The sequence below is a fragment of the Streptomyces albiflavescens genome (genome assembly GCF_014645835.1).
Taxonomy (GTDB): domain Bacteria; phylum Actinomycetota; class Actinomycetes; order Streptomycetales; family Streptomycetaceae; genus Streptomyces; species Streptomyces albiflavescens.
On record NZ_BMMM01000009.1, the window covers coordinates 17,583 to 35,509 of the forward strand.

The following is a 17,927-nucleotide window of genomic DNA, read 5'->3' on the forward strand; positions in this document are numbered from 1 at the left end:
CGACATCGCTCCCCGCACGGCCGCGGCGCGAGGCGGTACGGTGGGGCGTGAAGGATGCGGCTACGCGGTCCGAGGAGGGAGCCACCGATGATTCTGCTCCGTCGCCTGCTGGGTGACGTGCTGCGTCGGCAGCGCCAGCGCCAGGGCCGTACTCTGCGCGAAGTCTCCTCGTCCGCCCGAGTTTCACTCGGCTATCTCTCCGAGGTGGAGCGGGGGCAGAAGGAGGCATCCTCCGAACTGCTCTCCGCGATCTGCGACGCGCTGGACGTACGGATGTCCGAGCTCATGCGGGAAGTGAGCGACGAGCTCGCTCTCGCCGAGCTGGCACAGTCGGCTGCGGCCACCGAACCGGTGCCCGCACCGGTGCGTCGCCCGATGCTCAATTCCGTATCGGTGACCGGTGTGCCACCGGAACGGGTCACGATCAAGGCGCCTACCGAGGCGGTCGACGTCGTCGCCGCCTGACGCTCACGGGTTCGCGCTCATGAGCTGAGGATGCGTAGGAGAAGCCCCGGCCGGGGCTTCTCCGGGGAAACCCGGAGGAGCGCGGCCGGGGTTTTTGCGTTGTACGGGCGTCCCGTATGGGTCCGTTTGCCGGTATCCGGTGTGGCGGCCATGGTGGAGGGGCAGGGCGGGGCCGGCCGGCGCATTGCCGGTTGTCACGTCATCGACTGTTACGTCGCGATCATCGGCATGGTCGCGGTCGTCACCATCGGAGGATGCGGATGTACGTCGTGAAGAGTCCCTTGTCCGACGCGGACCTGAAGGCCGTGGCCGATGCGCTGCAGGGCGCGCTGGTCGACCTGATCGACCTCTCCCTCGTGGCGAAGCAGGTCCACTGGAACGTGGTGGGACCGCGTTTCCGCTCCATCCATCTCCAGCTCGACGAGGTCGTGGACAGCGCGCGGCTGCACTCCGACGCCGTGGCCGAGCGCGCCTCGACTCTGGGTGTCTCGCCGGACGGCCGGGCCGCGACCGTGGCCGCCAAGAGCGGCATCGGGGCGACGCCCGAGGGCTGGGTCAAGGACACCGACGCCGTGAAGACGCTCGTGGACGCCCTGGGTGCGGTGATCACGCGGATGCGGGAGCGGGTGGCGACGACCGCGGACCCGGATCCGGTGAGCCAGGACATCCTCATCGGGATCACGGCCGACCTCGAGAAGCACCACTGGATGTTCCAGGCGGAGAACGGGTGACCGCCCTCGGGTGCTGTCCGCGATGCGCCTGTGTGCCGCTGGTGCGCCCTGCCGGGGCGTGAGGTCGCGGTCTAGCGTCGGGCTGGAGGTGGGCACCATGGCAGGGCGGACAGTGCGCTGGGGGGCCGCAGTTGGGTTCGGTGCGCTGTGGTGGTGGAGCGTGCTCCGGCTCTCGCTGGTGCCCGATGCCGGGGTGCTGGAGGGGGCGGTCGCGGCCGGGGGATGGGGGCTGAGCCTGCTGCCGGTGCACTGCGTGCCGAAGGCCCGGGCCGTGAGGGCCACGGGGTCGGATCGGTGACGCGCGTCCTCGCAGGAGTCATGGCGGCGGAGAGGGCGGCGCGGGGGGCGTGCGCGGGGCGCGGGTAGGGGGTGGGGGCGCGTGGCCGGACGTGGTGGAAGAGAGGCCGGTCAGGAGGCGGAGGCTCCCGGGGATCCCGCGGGCAGGCATGCCGGGGGCTCGGGGGAGCCCAGCAGCAGCGCCCGGATGTACGGGGGCGCCCGGGCGTAGGGGTGGGAGCGGCGGCGCGCGAGTGAAGGTCGGGGCTACCAAGGCATCGCCACACCTCCATTGGGGCGGAGGATCTGGCCAGTGGTGAACGTCGAGGCGTCCGAGGCCAGATGGAGCACGGCGTGGGCGATGTCCTCGGGTTCACCGACCCGTCCGAGCGGTGACAGCCGCGCCATGAAAGCCTCCGTGTTCGCCTGTGCCTCCCCGTGGCGGTTGGTCATCGGCGTACGGATCCAGCCGGGCGCGACCGCGTTGACGCGGATGCCGTGCGGGCCGACCTCGGTCGCCAGGGTCTTCGTCAGCTGCACGACGGCCGCCTTCGCCGCGCCGTAGCAGAACAGGCCGGGGCCGCCGGTGTCTATGGCGCCCGACGCCATCGTGATGATGCTGCCGCGGACACTCTTCGCGATCATGAGCCGGGCGGCTTCCTGGCAGGCGTACAGCACGCCCTTGAAGTTGACGCTCAGCACCCGGTCGAGATCCTCGTCGCGGGTCTCCAGGACCGGGCTGCTGTGCATGATCCCGGCGACCGCCGCCATGACGTCGAGGCGTGCGCAGGAGGCGACGGCCTGTTGGACCTGGTCGCGGTCGGTGACGTCGAGCGGGTGGGTGTGGGCGGTGCCGCCCCGGCCCTTGATCAGGGTCGCCGTCTCGTGCAGGCCCTGCGCGTCACGGTCCGCGCAGTGGACGTCGGCGCCCGCCTCCGCGAGCAGAACGGCGGATGCGCGGCCGATGCCGCTGGCGGCGCCGGTGACGAATGCGGTGCGTCCGGTGAGGTCGTACGCCTTGAGGGGCATGCAGGGACGGTACGAGGAATTCTGACGGGTCGTCAATTAGCCGTACGCCGGGGACCTGTACGGGGTAGGGCGGCACCCGGCGGCGGCGTGGGCCCCCTTTGGCACGTCGGGCACCAGTAGGTGGGGCGCTCGCGGGAACCGTCGCCCTGGTCCGCCGAGCGGATCGGGGTGCGGCAGCGCAGGCAGGGGCGGGGTGTGCGGCCGTAGACGAAGAGGTTCTGGTCGCGGCGGCCCGTGGTACTGCGCGCTGGACGGTCGCGATTGACTTCGAGGAGCTTCTTGGCGAGGGCGGGCAGTTGGGCGGCGCGGTCGGCGGGCAGGTCGCCCACGGGGAGCCAGGGGGTGACGCCGAGCAGGAAGCAGAGTTCGCTCTTGTAGACATTGCCGATGCCGGCGAGATTGCGCTGGTCGAGCAGGGCCTCGCCGAGGGGGCGGGCCCGGTCGCACAGAAGGTTCTCCAGCGCCCGGTCCGGGTCCCAGTCCGGGCCCAGGAGATCGGGGCCGAGATGGCCGACCGCACGGTCCTCGTCGGTGGTGCGGAGCAGCTCCAGCACAGGCAGCCGGTAGCCGACGGCCGTGCGGTCCGCGGTGCCGAGGATGGCCCGGATCTGATGCGTGGGACCGCCGCTCCAGCGCTGGCCGTTCGTGTACACCTTCCACGAGCCGTCCATCCGCAGATGCGAGTGCAGGGTCACTCCGCCCTCGAACCGCGTGAGCAGGTGCTTGCCGCGCGGCGTGACGTCCAGGACCACGCGTCCGGTCAGGTCGGCGGTGGCGTATCTGGGCACCCGCAGGTCGCAACGGGTCAGCACCTTGCCCGCGAGGGCGAGGTGCAGCCGCCTCGCGGCCTGCCAGACGGTGTCTCCTTCGGGCATGGGGTCAAGGGTGGCACGGGTTGTGCGGTACGCGTCGGGCCGCACGTCCCCGGGGCTTACGCGCGAAGGCGCAGTCCGCGGGGTGTCGCGATGAAGCCGGCCGTCTCCAGGAGGGTGCCCAAGGGGGAGGTCAGCGCGGAGGCGCCGTTGACGCGCTCCACCGTGACCGTGCCCAGGGAGCCCGCGCGGGCCGCCCCGGCGAGGGCCTCGGCGGCAGCGCGCAGACGTATGTCCTCCGTGACCGACCCCTCCGGGTCGGAGGGCCAGGCCAGCAGGGTCTTGCCGCCGCGCTCCATGTACAGGGTCAGCTCACCGTCGACCAGCACGACCAGGGAGCCCGCCTTGCGGCCCGGCTTGTGCCCTGCCTCCGTCGGGGGGTCGGGCCACGCCAGGGCCGCGCCGTAGGCGTTGGCGGGGTCGGCCGCGGCGAGGACCACGGCTTGGGTGGTCGCCCGGGTGCGGGGGCGGTTGTTCGAGAAGGCGGGGCTGCCCGGGAAGGCCGGGCCCGGCGGCTCGGCCGAGAAGGCGGAGTCCGCCGCGAACGTGTGGTCGGCCGTGAAGGTGTGGTCGTCGGCGAAACCGGTGCCGCTTCCGAAGCCGTCGTCGGCGAGGTCCGGGCTGTCGGGGAAGCCGTGGGCATGGTCGAAGACGGGGCTGTCCGGGAAGCCGTGGGCATTGCCGAAGCCGGATCCGTCCGGGAAGCCGTGGGCGTGCCCTGGGCCCTGGTTGCCGGGGCGGTCGTTCGGACGGCCGCCGTCGGCCGGGAAACCGTGCGAGCCCGGGAATCCGTTCGTGAGGTCCCGATCGGACAGGGCCTCGCCCCGGTCGCGCGCGTTTGCCGCGGCGCGCAGGCGGTCCACCGCGCCGTCCATCGCGAACTGGGCGGCTCCGAGGCCTTCGACCACATAGCCGCGGCGCGCCTGGCCACTGTCCTCGAAGGCGGACAGGATGCGGTACACCGCCGAGAAGCCGCCCTCGACGCCCTCCGCGGCGACGGCGCCCCGGGTCACCACGCCGTGCCGGTCGAGCAGGGTGCGGGCCAGGGCGTGGGCGCGCACGGTGGAGTCGGGCTCGCGCCCCGGCAGCAGCGACCAGCGGCCCGCCACGGTGGGCGGGCCCGTACGGGACTGGGGGCGCGCGGCGCCGGTCAGGGAGCCGTAGCGCCCGCGTGGGACCGAACGCTTGGCGCGATGGGCCGTGGACCCGGCTGTACGGCCCGAGCCCAGGAGGGAGCGCATCGGCGCGAGCGTGTCGTTCGTGAGGCGTCCTGACCAGGCCAGGTCCCAGACGGCGTCGGCCAGTTGGGGATCGGTGGCGTCGGGATGCGTGGTGGCGCGCACCTGGTCGGCGATCTGGCGGAAGAAGAGGCCGTAGCCCCCGGAGAGGGTGTCCAGGATCGACTGGTGAAGCGCGGTCAGTTCCAGCGGGTGCGGGGCCGGCAGGAGCAGCGGGGCCGCGTCGGCCAGATACAGCGAGACCCAGCCGTCCTTGCCGGGCAGTGCTCCTGCACCGGCCCAGACGACCTCCCCGGCGGCCGTGAGCTCGTCGAGCATCGCCGGGGCATAACCGGCGACCCGGGCCGGCAGGACGAGCTTCTCCAGCGCGGACGCGGGCACGGACGCGCCCTGCAACTGCTCGATGGCGCGCACCAGTCCGTCGATACCGCGCAACCCGTGCCCGCTGCCCACGTGCTGCCACTGCGGCAGGAACTGCGCGAGCGCGGCGGGCGACACCGGCTCCAGCTCATGGCGCAGGGCCGCGAGCGAACGGCGCCGCAGCCTGCGCAGCACCGCCGCGTCGCACCACTCCTGGCCGATGCCCGCCGGATGGAACTCTCCCTGGACGACACGGCCGTTCGCGGCGAGTCGCTGCAGCGCTCCGTCCGTGACGGCCGTACCGAGACCGAAGCGGGCGGCTGCCGTCGTCGAGGTGAACGGGCCGTGGGTGCGTGCGTATCGCGCGAGAAGGTCACCGAGCGGGTCCTTGACCGGCTCGGTGAAGGCCTCGGGGACACCGACGGGGAGCGCCGTACCGAGTGCGTCGCGCAGTCGGCCGGCGTCCTCGATCGCCGCCCAGTGGTCGGCCCCGGCGATCCTGACCCGGATGGCGCGGCGCGCGGCGGCCAGTTCCTGGGCCCACTGCGGCTCCGCGCCCCGCTCGGCCAGCTCGGCATCCGTGAGCGGGCCCAGCAGGCGCAGCAGGTCGGCGACACCTTCGGTGTCCTTGACGCGACGGTCCTCCGTGAGCCACTGGAGCTCCCGCTCCAACTCGGCCAGGACATCGGCGTCGAGGAGCTCGCGCAGCTCTGCCTGGCCGAGGAGTTCGGCCAGCAGCCGCGAGTCGAGCGACAGAGCGGCGGCGCGGCGCTCGGCCAGCGGTGAATCGCCCTCGTACAGGAACTGGGCGACATATCCGAACAGGAGCGAGCGGGCGAAGGGCGAAGGCTCCGGTGTGGTGACCTCGACGAGGCGCACCTTGCGGGACTCGATGTCGCCCATCAGCTCCGTGAGGCCAGGGACGTCGAAGACGTCCTGGAGGCATTCGCGGACCGCCTCCAGGACGATCGGGAACGAGCCGAACTCGCTGGCCACCTGGAGCAGTTGCGCGGCGCGCTGCCGCTGCTGCCACAGGGGGGTGCGCTTGCCGGGGTTGCGGCGCGGCAGCAGCAGCGCGCGGGCGGCGCACTCGCGGAATCGCGAGGCGAACAGTGCCGAGCCGCCCACCTGGTCGGTGACGATCTGGTCGACCTCGCCCTTGTCGAAGGCGACGTCCGCCGCGCCGACCGGCGCCTGGTCCGCGTCGTACTCCGTGCCCGCCTTCATGGGGGTCTGGTCGAGCAGATCCAGGCCCATCAGGTCGGCGTCGGGCAGTCGCAGCACGATGCCGTCGTCGGCATGCATGACCTGGGCGTCCATGCCGTACCGCTCGGAGAGCTTGGCGCCCAGGGCGAGGGCCCAGGGGGCGTGGACCTGGGCGCCGAAGGGAGAGTGCACGACGACTCGCCAGTCGCCCAGCTCGTCGCGGAAACGTTCCACGACGATGGTCCGGTCGTCCGGGATGTGCCCGCACGCCTCGCGCTGTTCGGCGAGATACGACAGCACGTTGTCGGCGGCCCAGGCGTCCAGGCCCGCGGCGAGCAGCCGGAGCCGGGCGTCCTCCTTCGGGAGGGAGCCGACCTCGCGGAGGAACGCGCCGACCGCGCGGCCCAGTTCGAGCGGGCGGCCAAGTTGGTCGCCCTTCCAGAAGGGCAGCCTGCCCGGGACCCCGGGCGCGGGGGAGACCAGCACGCGGTCGCGGGTGATGTCCTCGATGCGCCAGGAGCTGGTGCCCAGCGTGAAGACATCGCCGACGCGGGACTCGTAGACCATCTCCTCGTCGAGCTCGCCGACCCGGCCGCCGCCCTTCTTGGGGTCGGCCCCCGCCAGGAAGACTCCGAAGAGTCCGCGGTCGGGGATGGTGCCCCCTGAGGTGACGGCGAGGCGCTGCGCACCGGGGCGCCCGGTGACCGTACCGGCGACGCGGTCCCACACCACGCGGGGCCGGAGCTCGGCGAAGGCGTCGGACGGATAGCGGCCCGCGAGCATGTCGAGCACGGCGGTGAACGCCGACTCCGGGAGCGACGCGAACGGGGCCGCCCGGCGGACCGTGGCGAGCAGGTCGTCGACCTGCCAGGTGTCGAGCGCGGTCATGGCGACGAGCTGCTGGGCCAGCACGTCCAGAGGATTGGCGGGGACCCGGAGGGACTCGATGGAGCCGGTGCGCATCCGCTCGGTGACCACGGCCGCCTGGACCAGGTCGCCGCGGTACTTGGGGAACACGACGCCCGTGGAGACCGCGCCCACCTGGTGCCCCGCGCGCCCCACGCGCTGGAGCCCGGAGGCCACGGACGGCGGTGACTCCACCTGGACGACGAGGTCCACCGCGCCCATGTCGATGCCCAGTTCGAGACTGGAGGTGGCGACCACCGCGGGCAGCCGGCCCGCCTTCAGGTCCTCCTCGACCAGGGCTCGCTGTTCCTTGGAGACGGAGCCGTGGTGGGCGCGGGCGATGACGGGCGGAGCCCCCTGGGCCGCGCCTGAGCCGCCCATCAGCTGGGCCGGGGTGTGCGCCTCTTCGAGGGGCTCGCCGGTCGCCCGCTCGTACGCGATCTCGTTGAGCCGGTTGCAGAGGCGCTCCGCCAGGCGGCGCGAGTTGGCGAACACGATCGTCGAACGGTGGGACTGGACGAGGTCGGTGATCCGCTCCTCGACATGCGGCCAGATGGAGGGCTTCTCGGCGCCCTCATTGCCATCGGTGACCGGGGAGCCGCCCAACTCGCCCAAGTCCTCCACCGGGACGACCACGGAGAGGTCGAACTCCTTGCCGGACGGCGGCTGGACGATCTCCACCTTGCGCCGGGGGGACAGATAGCGCGCGACCTCGTCCACCGGACGGACCGTCGCGGAGAGGCCGATGCGGCGGGCGGGCTTGGGCAGCAGCTCGTCGAGTCGCTCCAGGGTGAGCGCGAGATGGGCGCCGCGCTTGGTGCCGGCGACCGCGTGCACCTCGTCCAGGATCACCGTCTCGATGCCCGTCAGCGCGTCGCGCGTGGCCGACGTGAGCATCAGGAACAGTGACTCGGGGGTCGTGATCAGAATGTCCGGCGGGCGCGTGGCCAGCGCTCGGCGCTCGGCGGCGGGGGTGTCGCCGGAGCGGATGCCCACCTTCACCTCCGGCTCGGGCAGGCCGAGCCGCGTCGCCTCCTGCCGGATGCCGGTCAGCGGGCTGCGCAGATTCCGCTCGACGTCCACCGCGAGAGCCTTCAGCGGTGATACGTAGAGGACCCGGCAGCGCTTCTTGGGGTCTGCCGGGGGCGGGGTCGAGGCCAGCTGGTCGAGCGCGGCGAGGAACGCGGCCAGGGTCTTGCCGGAGCCCGTCGGGGCGACGACCAGGACGTCCGAGCCCGCACCGATGGCCGCCCATGCCCCGGCCTGGGCGGCGGTGGGCGCGGAGAAGGCCCCCGTGAACCAGCCGCGGGTCGCGGGGGAGAAGCCGTCGAGGGCTCGGTGTGCGGAGCTGACCATGCGTCCATCCTGCACCCGGCCACTGACAAAGCGCCTGACCTGCGGAAACGACTTCGGGCGGGGGGGTGGGGGGTGGGCGGTGTGCCCCGGGGGCTCGCATGTGCGCCGCCGGGAGGTGGGTCGGGGCCGTGTCGGAGCATCCGTCCTCGGTCTGGCGCGGAATGGGTCGGGTTTCAGGGACCGGCGTTGACGCGCCATCCGCTGCGGGCGGACGTTCCGGCACGGCCCCTTCCGTGCGTGGGTGGCTGCGGGCCGGGAGGGGCGCGGGCGCAGGGGATTCGGCTCCGCCACCACGGCCGGGGCGCCGCGCGTCGTGGCGGAGAATGAGGGCATGGCAGGTTCCGGGGAGCGGGCGCGGCATTGGCGGTATGAAGAACTGCCCGGTGTCGATCTGCTGCGGGCCAGCTACGTCGAGAAGATCTTCGTGCGGCACACCCACGAGAACTTCGTCATCGCCGCCATCGCCGACGGCGTCGAGGTCTTCCACCACGGCGGTGCCGATCAGTACGCGGGCCCCGGCGCCCTGGCACTCGTCAATCCGGACACTCCGCACACCGGCCGGGCCGGGGTCCCCGAAGGCTGGCGGTACGGGGCCGTGTACCCGTCGCCGGAACTGGTGGCCGAGATCGCCGCCGAGACGACCACCATCCGCGGCACTCCCGGATTCACCAGTCCGGTGCTCGATGATCCCTACGCGGCGGGCCTGGTCCACCAGGTACTACGAGCCGCGGAGGAGGGCAATGCGCTCGCCGCCGACACCCTGCTGCGCGTGGCCGTGACCCGGCTGCTGCGCCTGAACGGAGGCCCGCTGCCGCAGCGGGCCGTGCGTACGGCAGGAGCTCGCATCGCGGCACGCGCGCGTGCCGCGCTGGAGGAACGGATGGCCGAGCCTCCGACCCTGGAGCGGCTCGCCGCCGACCTCGGCACCAGCCCGTTCGCGCTGCTGCGCGCCTTCCGGGACGCCTATGGCATGCCGCCCCACACCTGGTTGACCGACGCCCGCGTACGCCGGGCACGTCACCTCCTGGACGCCGGCGCCGCGCCCGCAGAGGCGGCCGTCGCCGTCGGCTTCACCGACCAGCCGCACCTCAATCGGCACTTCACCCGGATCGTGGGCGTGCCCCCGGGCGCCTACCAGCGCGAGCGCAAGAACGTACAAGACGGTGACGGGGGACTACTCGTACCGTCCAGGGCGTGGCAGAACAGACAGCTCTCGCAGACATACGCGGTGACGACGGTGAAGGCGGCGGACGCAGTGACGACGGTGAAGGCGGCGGACGCGGTGACGACGGTGAAGGCGGCGGACGCGGTGACGACGGCGGACGCCAAGGGGACGGCGGACGCCAAGGAGACGTCGGACGCCAAGGAGACGTCGGGAAACCCGACGCCGCCGTCGTCCGGGACGCCCTAGGGGTCGGGGTCGCCGTCGGGCTGTCCGGTTTCGCGTTCGGGGTGACCTCGGCCGGCAGCGGGCTCACGCTGCTGCAGACCTGCGCGCTCAGCCTCCTGGTGTTCACCGGTGCCTCGCAGTTCGCCCTCGTGGGCGCGCTCGCGGCGGGGGGCAACCCGTTCACGGCGGCCGCGGGCGCCTTCTTCCTCGGGGTGCGCAACGCCTTCTACGGGCTGCGCCTGTCCCAACTGCTCGCCCTCCCGCGCGTGGTGCGTCCGTTCGCCGCGCAGTGGGTCATCGACGAGACCACGGCGGTCGCGCTCGCCCAGCCCACCCGCCGCAGCGTCCGCATGGGCTTCACCGTCACCGGGCTCTCCCTCTACGTGCTGTGGAACCTCACCACCCTGCTCGGCGCCGTCGGAGCCGAGGCCATCGGTGACACCGACACGTGGGGGCTGGACGCCGCCGGGCCCGCCGTCTTCCTGGCGCTGCTCGCGCCCATGCTGAAGACCACCACAGAGCGCGCGGCCGCGGGTATCGCGGTTCTGCTGGGGCTCGGTCTGCTGCCCGTGCTGCCCGCCGGAGTTCCCGTGCTGGTGGCCGCGCTGGCCGCTCCCGCCGTCCTCTACGCGGAGGGGCGCCGCAGTGTGAAGACAGCCAACGACGCACCAAGGGACGACCGTTGAACATCTGGATCGCCATCGGCGCGACCGCCGTCGGTTGCTACGCCGTCAAACTCATCGGACTGCTGGTCCCCGCCGGCGTACTGGAGCGGCCGCTCGTCCAGCGTCTCGCCGCCCTGCTGCCGGTCGCTCTCCTCGCCGCCCTCACGGCCCAGCAGACCTTCGCCGACGGGCGCGTCCTGGTCGTGGACGCGAAGGCCGCGGGACTGGCCGCGGCGGCCGTCGCACTGATTCTGCGGGCTCCCTTCCTGCTTGTCGTCGCCGCAGCAGTGGTGGTGACCGCGGGGGTGCGGGCGATGACCGGCTGACGTCGGGGCACGCAATCGGTCGGTACGCGCGCGTGCGAACGGAACCCATCGCCCTGTCCGAGGGCGCGCAGCGTGCCTGGGTACGCGGGCGGCACTGCATGCCTGGGTACTGTGACGCGTCACAAGCCGCCCGTATGCCCGTAGGAGCCCGTCGTGACCCTCTCCGCAGCCGCCAGGGCGCTCGCGCTGCGCTGCGAGCCCCGGGCCAACGAACTGGCCCGGCGTATGGCCCGCGACTCCTTCAAGGCGCTCCCCGGCTACGCGGAGCTCCCGGACGACGTGAAGGACCTGGAGATCGCCGCGACGGCCCGGTACGGCATCCGCCTGTTCCTGCGACATGCCGGCGATCCGCACCGCGCGCACACCAACCTGCGCCTGTTTCGCGAGCGGGCCGCTCAGCGCGCCGAGGAGGGCATGCCACTGCACCTGCTGCTGGGTACGCACTCGCTCGGCGCGTACGAGCTGTGGCGGGCACTGCGGGAGGCGGCACAGCCCGGAGAGGAGGCCGCCCTCGTGGAGCTGGTCGACCTCCTTCTGGAGTCGCACCACAGGGTCGTGGGCGCGGTCGCCGAGACGTACATCGACGAGCGCACCGCTCTGGAGGCCGACGCCCGCGCCCACCACCGCTCCCTGGTACGCGGGCTGCTCGACGGAGTGCTCAAGCCCGGCCACATCCTCTTGGACGAACTGCGCCTGGAAGGCCCGGCCCTGGTGCTCGCCCTCGACCTCGGGGCATCCGCCGGGGGTTCCGTAGGCGAACGGCGGCGACGGCGAAGGGCGCAGACCGTCCTGGATCATGCCTTCGGTACAGAGGTGGCGGCGCTCCTGGACACCCGCCCGGGCCGTGCCGTCGTTCCCACGGAGTGCGAGCCGCCGGACGACCTCGCGCAGCGGCTGAGCAAGGCCCTGGGGACACCGGTCAGGGTCGCGCACGTACCGGCCGCCGGGCCCGTCGACATCCCGGAGGCGGCCCGCACCGCGACGGAGATCCTGCGCGTCACGCGCGCGTGCGGGCTGCCGCCCGGACTGCATCGCCTGGAGGACGTCCTTCTGGAGTTCCATCTCTCGCGCCCCGACCCCAGCAGCCACAAGATCGCCGCACTCCTCGATCCGGTCGCCGACCGTCCCGAACTCCTGGAGACCCTGCGGACCCACCTCGCCCACCAGCAGGACCGCAGGGCCACCGCCACAAAGCTGGGACTGCACCCGAACACCGTCGACAACCGGCTCGCCAAGATCGGGGAACAGACCGGCATCGACCTGCCGTCGCCCCGAGGAGCGGCCCTGGCGATCGCAGCGCTGCTCCTCAGAGACACCCGGGACACCCGGGACACTCCGGGCGACGGCCCGTACTCGCGTCGCTGAGCGTCAGCCGATCGGCCGTCCGTACGCCCGGAGCGTGCGCAGCGCCTCGATCGTCACCATGGGGCGGCATTCCAGGGCGGTGCCCGGCGCCCACTGACGCCAGCGGATCGGCCAGCCGCCGTCCTCCTCCTGTGCGTCCGCCAGGTGGTCGAGCGAGCCTGTCATCTCCTCGTCGGTGAACCACGCGCGGGCGAGTGAGCCCGGAGCCTTCGCGTAGTCGTGCGGGAAGTGGTGCTCGCCCGGCGCGTAACCGGGCGCGACCGGAAACGACTCGAGGCGCTTCGGGTCCAGCGCCGCGAGCCTGTGCTCACGCACCAGGCGGCCCAGACGGTCGGCGGCCGCCTCCGCGCGCGGACGGTCGGGCGCGGAGTCCAGGAAGGCGACGGCGGCCTCGATCTCGTACGGATGGGACTTCTCCAGGGACTCGACCGCCTGCCAGCAGAAGTCGGTGGCCCGGAACAGCCACGCGTGCCACACCTCGTTGCGGTGCAGCAGGCCCACCACGGGCCCGGTGGCGAGGAGTTCGCTCGGCGGGTCGTCGACGACCGGCACGAAAGGAGCCGTCGGATAGCCGCGTTGGCCGGGATGGATCGCGGGCAGCGCGCCCTCGGCCGTCGACACGGAGGTCAGATAGCGGCACACGCGCTCCACGCGCTGTCCGCCGCACCGGCCGATCGAGTCCAGTACGCGCAGCGCGTGCGCGGTGTGCAGCGGCTGGCTGACCGGGCCGCGCAGATCGGGTTCGAGTGCGTGACCGTACCCTTCGTCCTCGTTGCGGTAGGCGGCCAGCGCGGTCTCCACCGCGTCGGCGCCACCGCCGAGGAAGTGATATTCGAACCGGCGCTGCTCCAGCACGCGCGCGGTGAGCCAGATGAAGTGCTCGGCGCGAGAGAGCGGGGAGCGCGCCGGGGGCGTCGGGGGGAGTGGGGATGCTCCTGTTTCGGCCATGCGTCAGACCGTAGGACGGAAAGCGGTCTCGGCAAGCGGTCCCGGCTCGGGCCCACTCTCAGGGGCGGGATACTGGAGTCATGCGGTTGACGGTCTTCTGGCAGCGGATGGCGGATCACTTCGGTGCGGGGTACGCCGACACCTTCGCGCGCGACCACGTGATGACGGAACTCGGCGGGCGCACCGTGCACGAGGCGCTGAACGCCGGCTGGGAGGCCAAGGACGTGTGGCGCGTGGTGTGCACGGCCATGAACGTTCCGTACGAAAACCGCTGACGGGTCACGAAGATCCGGGGGCGGGGGTCGATTGTCGGCGACGTGGGCGAGACTTGCACCGTGGCCCCGACAGACGAGACCGCGCAGGTCGCCCAGCAGGCATCACCGTTCGGCACGACGCCGCCCAGCGGCCCCCCGGCCGGGGACACGGCCGTCCCGAGCGGGCGCATGCCGCGCTGGCTACCGCGCGCCATGGTGCTCGCCCTTGCGCTCGTCGCCGTCTTCCAGCTGGGCAGTTGGGCGTTCCACCAGCTCACCAGCCTGCTGATCAACATACTCATCGCGTTCTTCCTGGCACTCGCGATAGAACCCGCGGTGAGCTGGATGGCCTCGCGTGGCATGCGCAGGGGGCTGGCCACCTTCCTCGTCTTCTTCGGCGCGATGATCGCGATCGCCGGATTCATCACGCTGCTGGGCTCGATGCTCGCGGGCCAGATCATCAAGATGATCGAGGGCTTCCCCGACTACCTCGACTCGGTCATCAGCTGGATCAACACCCACTTCCACACCGACCTGAGACGGGTGGACATCCAGGACAGCCTGGTCCACTCCGACTGGCTGCGGAAGTACGTGCAGAACAGCGCCACCGGCGTCCTGGATGTGTCCGCGCAGGTGCTGGGCGGCCTGTTCAAGCTGCTGACGGTCGCGCTGTTCTCGTTCTACTTCGCCGCCGACGGACCGCGGCTGAGGCGCGCGCTGTGCTCGGTGCTGCCACCGGCCCGGCAGGCCGAGGTGCTGCGCGCGTGGGAGATCGCCGTCGACAAGACCGGCGGCTATCTGTACTCACGCGGTCTCATGGCGCTGATCTCCGGCATCGCGCACTACATCCTGCTGGAGTCCCTGGGCGTGCCCTACGCGCCCGTGCTCGGCGTCTGGGTGGGCCTGGTCTCGCAGTTCATCCCCACCATCGGCACCTATCTCGCGGGCGCCCTGCCGATGCTGATCGCCTTCACGATCGACCCCTGGTACGCGCTGTGGGTGCTCATCTTCGTCGTGATCTACCAGCAGTTCGAGAACTATGTGCTGCAGCCCAAGCTGACCGCCAGGACCGTCGACATCCACCCCGCGGTCGCCTTCGGGTCGGTCATCGCGGGCACCGCACTCCTCGGTGCCGTCGGCGCGCTGATCGCCATCCCCGCCGTCGCCACTCTGCAGGCCTTCCTGGGGGCGTATGTGAAGAGGTACGCCGTCACGGACGATCCCCGGGTGCACGGGCACCGGACAAGGGGCCAAGGCCGACTCTTCGCGCGCGTGCGGCGGCTGTTCAGCCGGTGATGTTCACCAGGTGAGGACCGCCCACACACCGGCGCCCAAGACGGCCGCCGCGTAGCAGCCGACCGCGGCGTACATGACCCGCTGCCTGATGCGTTCGCTCCAGGACGTACGGGACAGCAGCCAAGCCAGGGCGGGCAGCACCAGTACGGCGTGCAGGCTCACTCCGTGCAGCGGCTTGAGCGGGGCCGTCGAGTGGTAGGCCGCATCCTGGTGGCCGGTGCGGGTGAGGACCACCCCGCGCGCGATCATCGCGGCGCCCGACGCCAGTGCGACCAGCAGGATCGCGAATCCGGAGCGCAGCGCGAGTGGCATGCCCAGAGGGCCTGTGGGCCGGTTCCGGAACGAGGCGACCGCGAACACGGTGAGCAGCACCACGAGAACCCCGCCGCCCACCGCGAGCGTCATGGACACCGCCGTGTCGAAGCCGGTCTCCATGTTGAGATGCGAGGGCACCCGGCGCCACGCTTGCAGGGTGATCCCGCCGACCTCCACGACACAGTCGGCGGCGAACACGACGAGCAGCTTGGTGCGCAGCCGCGTCCCGACGCGCAGATACGAGGTGACCCACGTGATCGCGATCAGGGTCAGCCCGAAGGAGAGCCCGAAGGTGATGGGCTTGCGCCAGGAGACGGGCCCGTCCCAGGGCCCGCCGTCGACGCCGAAGATCACCAGATGCGCGAGTCCCGAGACGACGAGCAGCGCGCCCGTCGCGTAGCAGAGCCGCTCGGCCGGACGGAGCGTGAGCTTCAAGGGCGTCCGCGTGAGCTTCAAGGGCGCCAGGGACCGGGACCTCGTGGTTTCCATGGCACAAGCCTCGCGGGCAGGCCCCACGCCGTCGTCGTACGGCCGAAGGCCCCCGCCGTACGCCCGGGAGAGTAGCCCGGTGTCGGACCCGTGCCGACGGGAACCCGGGGCGGTGTCAGACCGTGAACGTACTCTCGGAGATGCCGTGTGGTGCGCTTGACACGAAAATCGAACATCCATTCTCATGGAGGTTCCGGCGGGGCTCTCGACGGGGATTTCGTCAGGGTTTTCATGGAGATGTGCCCGAGTTATCCACAGGCCGGACGGGCGTCGGGGCGCATTGTCAGTGGCAGGCGTTAGCGTCTTTGACGTGAAGCGATCGACTCAAGCAAACCGGGTGGAACCCATGGCAGGAACCGACCGCGAGAAGGCGCTCGACGCCGCGCTCGCACAGATTGAACGGCAATTCGGCAAGGGCGCCGTGATGCGCCTGGGCGAGCGGCCGAATGAGCCCATCGAGGTCATCCCCACCGGGTCGACCGCGCTCGACGTCGCCCTGGGTGTCGGCGGCCTGCCGCGAGGCCGAGTGGTGGAGGTGTACGGCCCGGAGTCCTCCGGTAAGACGACGCTGACGCTGCACGCGGTGGCCAACGCGCAGAAGGCCGGCGGCCAGGTGGCCTTCGTGGACGCCGAGCACGCCCTCGACCCCGAGTACGCGAAGAAGCTCGGCGTCGACATCGACAACCTGATCCTGTCGCAGCCGGACAACGGCGAGCAGGCTCTGGAAATCGTGGACATGCTGGTCCGCTCCGGCGCACTCGACCTCATCGTCATCGACTCCGTCGCCGCCCTGGTGCCGCGCGCGGAGATCGAGGGCGAGATGGGCGACTCGCACGTGGGTCTGCAGGCCCGTCTGATGAGCCAGGCCCTGCGGAAGATCACCAGCGCGCTCAACCAGTCGAAGACCACCGCGATCTTCATCAACCAGCTCCGCGAGAAGATCGGCGTGATGTTCGGCTCCCCGGAGACCACCACGGGTGGCCGGGCGCTGAAGTTCTACGCCTCGGTGCGGCTCGACATCCGTCGCATCGAGACGCTGAAGGACGGCACCGACGCGGTCGGCAACCGCACCCGCGTCAAGGTCGTGAAGAACAAGGTCGCGCCGCCCTTCAAGCAGGCCGAGTTCGACATCCTCTACGGGCAGGGCATCAGCCGCGAGGGCGGCCTGATCGACATGGGCGTGGAGCACGGCTTCGTCCGCAAGGCCGGCGCCTGGTACACGTACGAGGGCGACCAGCTCGGCCAGGGCAAGGAGAACGCGCGCAACTTCCTGAAGGACAACCCCGACCTCGCCAACGAGATCGAGAAGAAGATCAAGGAGAAGCTGGGCGTCGGTGTGAAGCCCCAGGAGCCCACCGCCGAGCCGGGCGCGGACGCGGCGGTCTCGGCCGCCTCGGACGACGCCGCGAAGACGGTGCCCGCTCCGGCGGCCAAGGCTGCCAAGTCCAAGGCCACGGCGGCCAAGAGCTAGCCCATGACGCGACGAACCGACTGGGCCGAGTACGCCTACCCTGTCGCCCCGGAGGGGCCGGGGCAGGGGTACGACGGGGGCAACGACGGCTCGGCCGGAGACGGTGACAGGGGATACGGCGGCGCCGGGGCGTACGGGGGTGGGACGTACGGCGCCGACGGGCTCTACGGCGGGGATACGAACGGCGAAGGTTCGCCGGGTGAGGGCCCGCGCCGAGGCGGGGGTCGGCGTGGTGACGGCGGGCCGCGTGGCGGACGAGGGCGTCGGAGGCGTGCCGGTTTCGGCGAGCCGTCGGGCGACCCACAGGACGGAGGCGCCCCTTCCTCGTCGAGGGCCGAGAAGGGGGAGCCCCCAGGGGACCCGGCTGAGCGGGCGCGGGCGATCTGTCTGCGCCTGCTCACCGGGACCCCGCGCACGCGAAAGCAGCTCGCGGACGCACTGCGCAAGCGCGAGATCCCGGACGACGTGGCGGACGAGGTGCTGTCACGGTTCGAGGAGGTAGGCCTGATCAACGACAGTGCCTTCGCGGACGCCTGGGTGGAGTCCCGCCACCACGGCCGGGGTCTGGCCAGACGGGCGCTCGCGCAGGAGCTGCGGACCAAAGGCGTGGACGCGACGCTGATCGACGAGGCCGTCGGGCAACTCGACTCAGAGCAGGAGGAGGCGACCGCGCGCGAGATGGTCGCCCGCAAGCTGCGCTCCACGCGCGGCCTCGACCGCGACAAGCGGCTGCGGCGCCTCGCGGGCATGCTCGCCCGCAAGGGCTACTCAGAGGGCATGGCCCTGCGCGTGGTCCGCCAGGCGCTGGAGGAAGAGGGCGAGGACACGGAGGGGCTCGGGGACGAGGGGTTCTGACCCTCTCGGGGGTGACGCGTTTCTGAACGGCCTCGGAGACAAGAGAGTCTGACCCTACGCATGCCCGGAGAACGTTGGTCGAGAGTTCCCGGCATGTCCCAGAACCCGGGAACC

Annotated in this window: 14 protein-coding genes and 2 pseudogenes; 11 read left to right on the plus strand and 5 right to left on the minus strand. The window is 71.8% G+C overall.

Features of this window, described 5'->3' with window-relative positions; all coding sequences use genetic code 11:
• The first annotated feature begins 87 nt into the window (after window positions 1-87).
• The 3 genes and pseudogenes from IEY95_RS23910 to IEY95_RS23920 all read left to right on the plus strand — a co-directional run.
• On the plus strand, window positions 88-465 hold the full coding sequence (locus IEY95_RS23910) for a helix-turn-helix domain-containing protein (RefSeq protein WP_028802355.1): 378 nt from the start codon (window positions 88-90) through the stop codon (window positions 463-465).
• A gap of 260 nt (window positions 466-725) precedes the next feature.
• Complete coding sequence (locus tag IEY95_RS23915; RefSeq protein ID WP_189188461.1) at window positions 726-1,196, plus strand: Dps family protein; 471 nt, start codon at window positions 726-728, stop codon at window positions 1,194-1,196.
• A 97-nt stretch (window positions 1,197-1,293) separates the two neighbouring features.
• Window positions 1,294-1,491 (plus strand): annotated as a pseudogene (locus tag IEY95_RS23920) (hypothetical protein); the annotation flags it as partial.
• 248 nt (window positions 1,492-1,739) lie between these two features.
• Here IEY95_RS23920 and IEY95_RS23925 read toward each other — a convergent pair.
• From IEY95_RS23925 to IEY95_RS23935, 3 genes are read right to left on the minus strand one after another with little or no spacing between them, the layout of a single operon-like run.
• Window positions 1,740-2,501: an SDR family NAD(P)-dependent oxidoreductase gene (locus IEY95_RS23925; RefSeq protein ID WP_189188169.1), complete on the minus strand. Its 762-nt coding sequence runs from the start codon at window positions 2,499-2,501 to the stop codon at window positions 1,740-1,742.
• Window positions 2,502-2,533: 32 nt separating this feature from the next.
• Entirely contained in the window at window positions 2,534-3,376 is an 843-nt protein-coding gene (locus tag IEY95_RS23930) for a DNA-formamidopyrimidine glycosylase family protein (protein ID WP_189188170.1), read from the minus strand.
• 56 nt (window positions 3,377-3,432) lie between these two features.
• Window positions 3,433-8,439 (minus strand): ATP-dependent helicase, encoded by a 5,007-nt coding sequence (locus IEY95_RS23935; protein WP_189188171.1) that lies wholly within the window; start codon window positions 8,437-8,439, stop codon window positions 3,433-3,435.
• 331 nt (window positions 8,440-8,770) lie between these two features.
• On the opposite strand from IEY95_RS23935, the gene IEY95_RS23940 reads away from it, so the two are divergent.
• The 4 genes and pseudogenes from IEY95_RS23940 to IEY95_RS23955 all read left to right on the plus strand — a co-directional run bounded on the left by IEY95_RS23940 (window position 8,771) and on the right by IEY95_RS23955 (window position 12,185).
• On the plus strand, window positions 8,771-9,850 hold the full coding sequence (locus tag IEY95_RS23940) for an AraC family transcriptional regulator (RefSeq protein WP_189188172.1): 1,080 nt from the start codon (window positions 8,771-8,773) through the stop codon (window positions 9,848-9,850).
• Window positions 9,814-10,515 (plus strand): annotated as a pseudogene (locus IEY95_RS23945) (AzlC family ABC transporter permease); the annotation flags it as partial. The gene IEY95_RS23940 and the pseudogene IEY95_RS23945, both read left to right, overlap by 37 nt.
• Window positions 10,512-10,820 (plus strand): AzlD domain-containing protein, encoded by a 309-nt coding sequence (locus tag IEY95_RS23950; RefSeq protein ID WP_189188173.1) that lies wholly within the window; start codon window positions 10,512-10,514, stop codon window positions 10,818-10,820. The pseudogene IEY95_RS23945 and the gene IEY95_RS23950, both read left to right, overlap by 4 nt.
• A 153-nt stretch (window positions 10,821-10,973) precedes the next feature.
• Window positions 10,974-12,185, plus strand: coding sequence for a PucR family transcriptional regulator (locus IEY95_RS23955; RefSeq protein WP_189188174.1), 1,212 nt, complete (start codon window positions 10,974-10,976; stop codon window positions 12,183-12,185).
• A 3-nt stretch (window positions 12,186-12,188) separates the two neighbouring features.
• Here IEY95_RS23955 and IEY95_RS23960 read toward each other — a convergent pair whose 3' ends face one another.
• Complete coding sequence (locus IEY95_RS23960; RefSeq protein ID WP_189188175.1) at window positions 12,189-13,133, minus strand: hypothetical protein; 945 nt, start codon at window positions 13,131-13,133, stop codon at window positions 12,189-12,191.
• An 80-nt stretch (window positions 13,134-13,213) separates the two neighbouring features.
• Here IEY95_RS23960 and IEY95_RS23965 point away from each other — a divergent pair, with 80 nt between their 5' ends.
• Window positions 13,214-13,408, plus strand: a complete 195-nt coding sequence (locus tag IEY95_RS23965; protein WP_189188176.1) for a DUF3046 domain-containing protein — start codon at window positions 13,214-13,216, stop codon at window positions 13,406-13,408.
• A 60-nt stretch (window positions 13,409-13,468) separates the two neighbouring features.
• Window positions 13,469-14,683 carry an AI-2E family transporter gene (locus IEY95_RS23970; RefSeq protein WP_189188177.1) on the plus strand — a complete coding sequence of 405 codons (1,215 nt, stop codon included), beginning with the start codon at window positions 13,469-13,471 and terminating at the stop codon, window positions 14,681-14,683.
• A 3-nt stretch (window positions 14,684-14,686) separates the two neighbouring features.
• Here IEY95_RS23970 and IEY95_RS23975 read toward each other — a convergent pair whose 3' ends face one another.
• A complete protein-coding gene (locus tag IEY95_RS23975; protein ID WP_229703274.1) occupies window positions 14,687-15,487 on the minus strand; it encodes a hypothetical protein in 801 nt (266 codons plus the stop codon).
• 346 nt (window positions 15,488-15,833) lie between these two features.
• Between IEY95_RS23975 and recA the strand changes: the two genes are divergently transcribed.
• A complete protein-coding gene (gene recA / locus IEY95_RS23980) occupies window positions 15,834-16,958 on the plus strand; it encodes a recombinase RecA (protein ID WP_189188178.1) in 1,125 nt (374 codons plus the stop codon).
• A gap of 3 nt (window positions 16,959-16,961) precedes the next feature.
• Window positions 16,962-17,813, plus strand: a complete 852-nt coding sequence (gene recX, locus IEY95_RS23985; RefSeq protein WP_189188179.1) for a recombination regulator RecX — start codon at window positions 16,962-16,964, stop codon at window positions 17,811-17,813.
• Window positions 17,814-17,927: the final 114 nt, after the last annotated feature.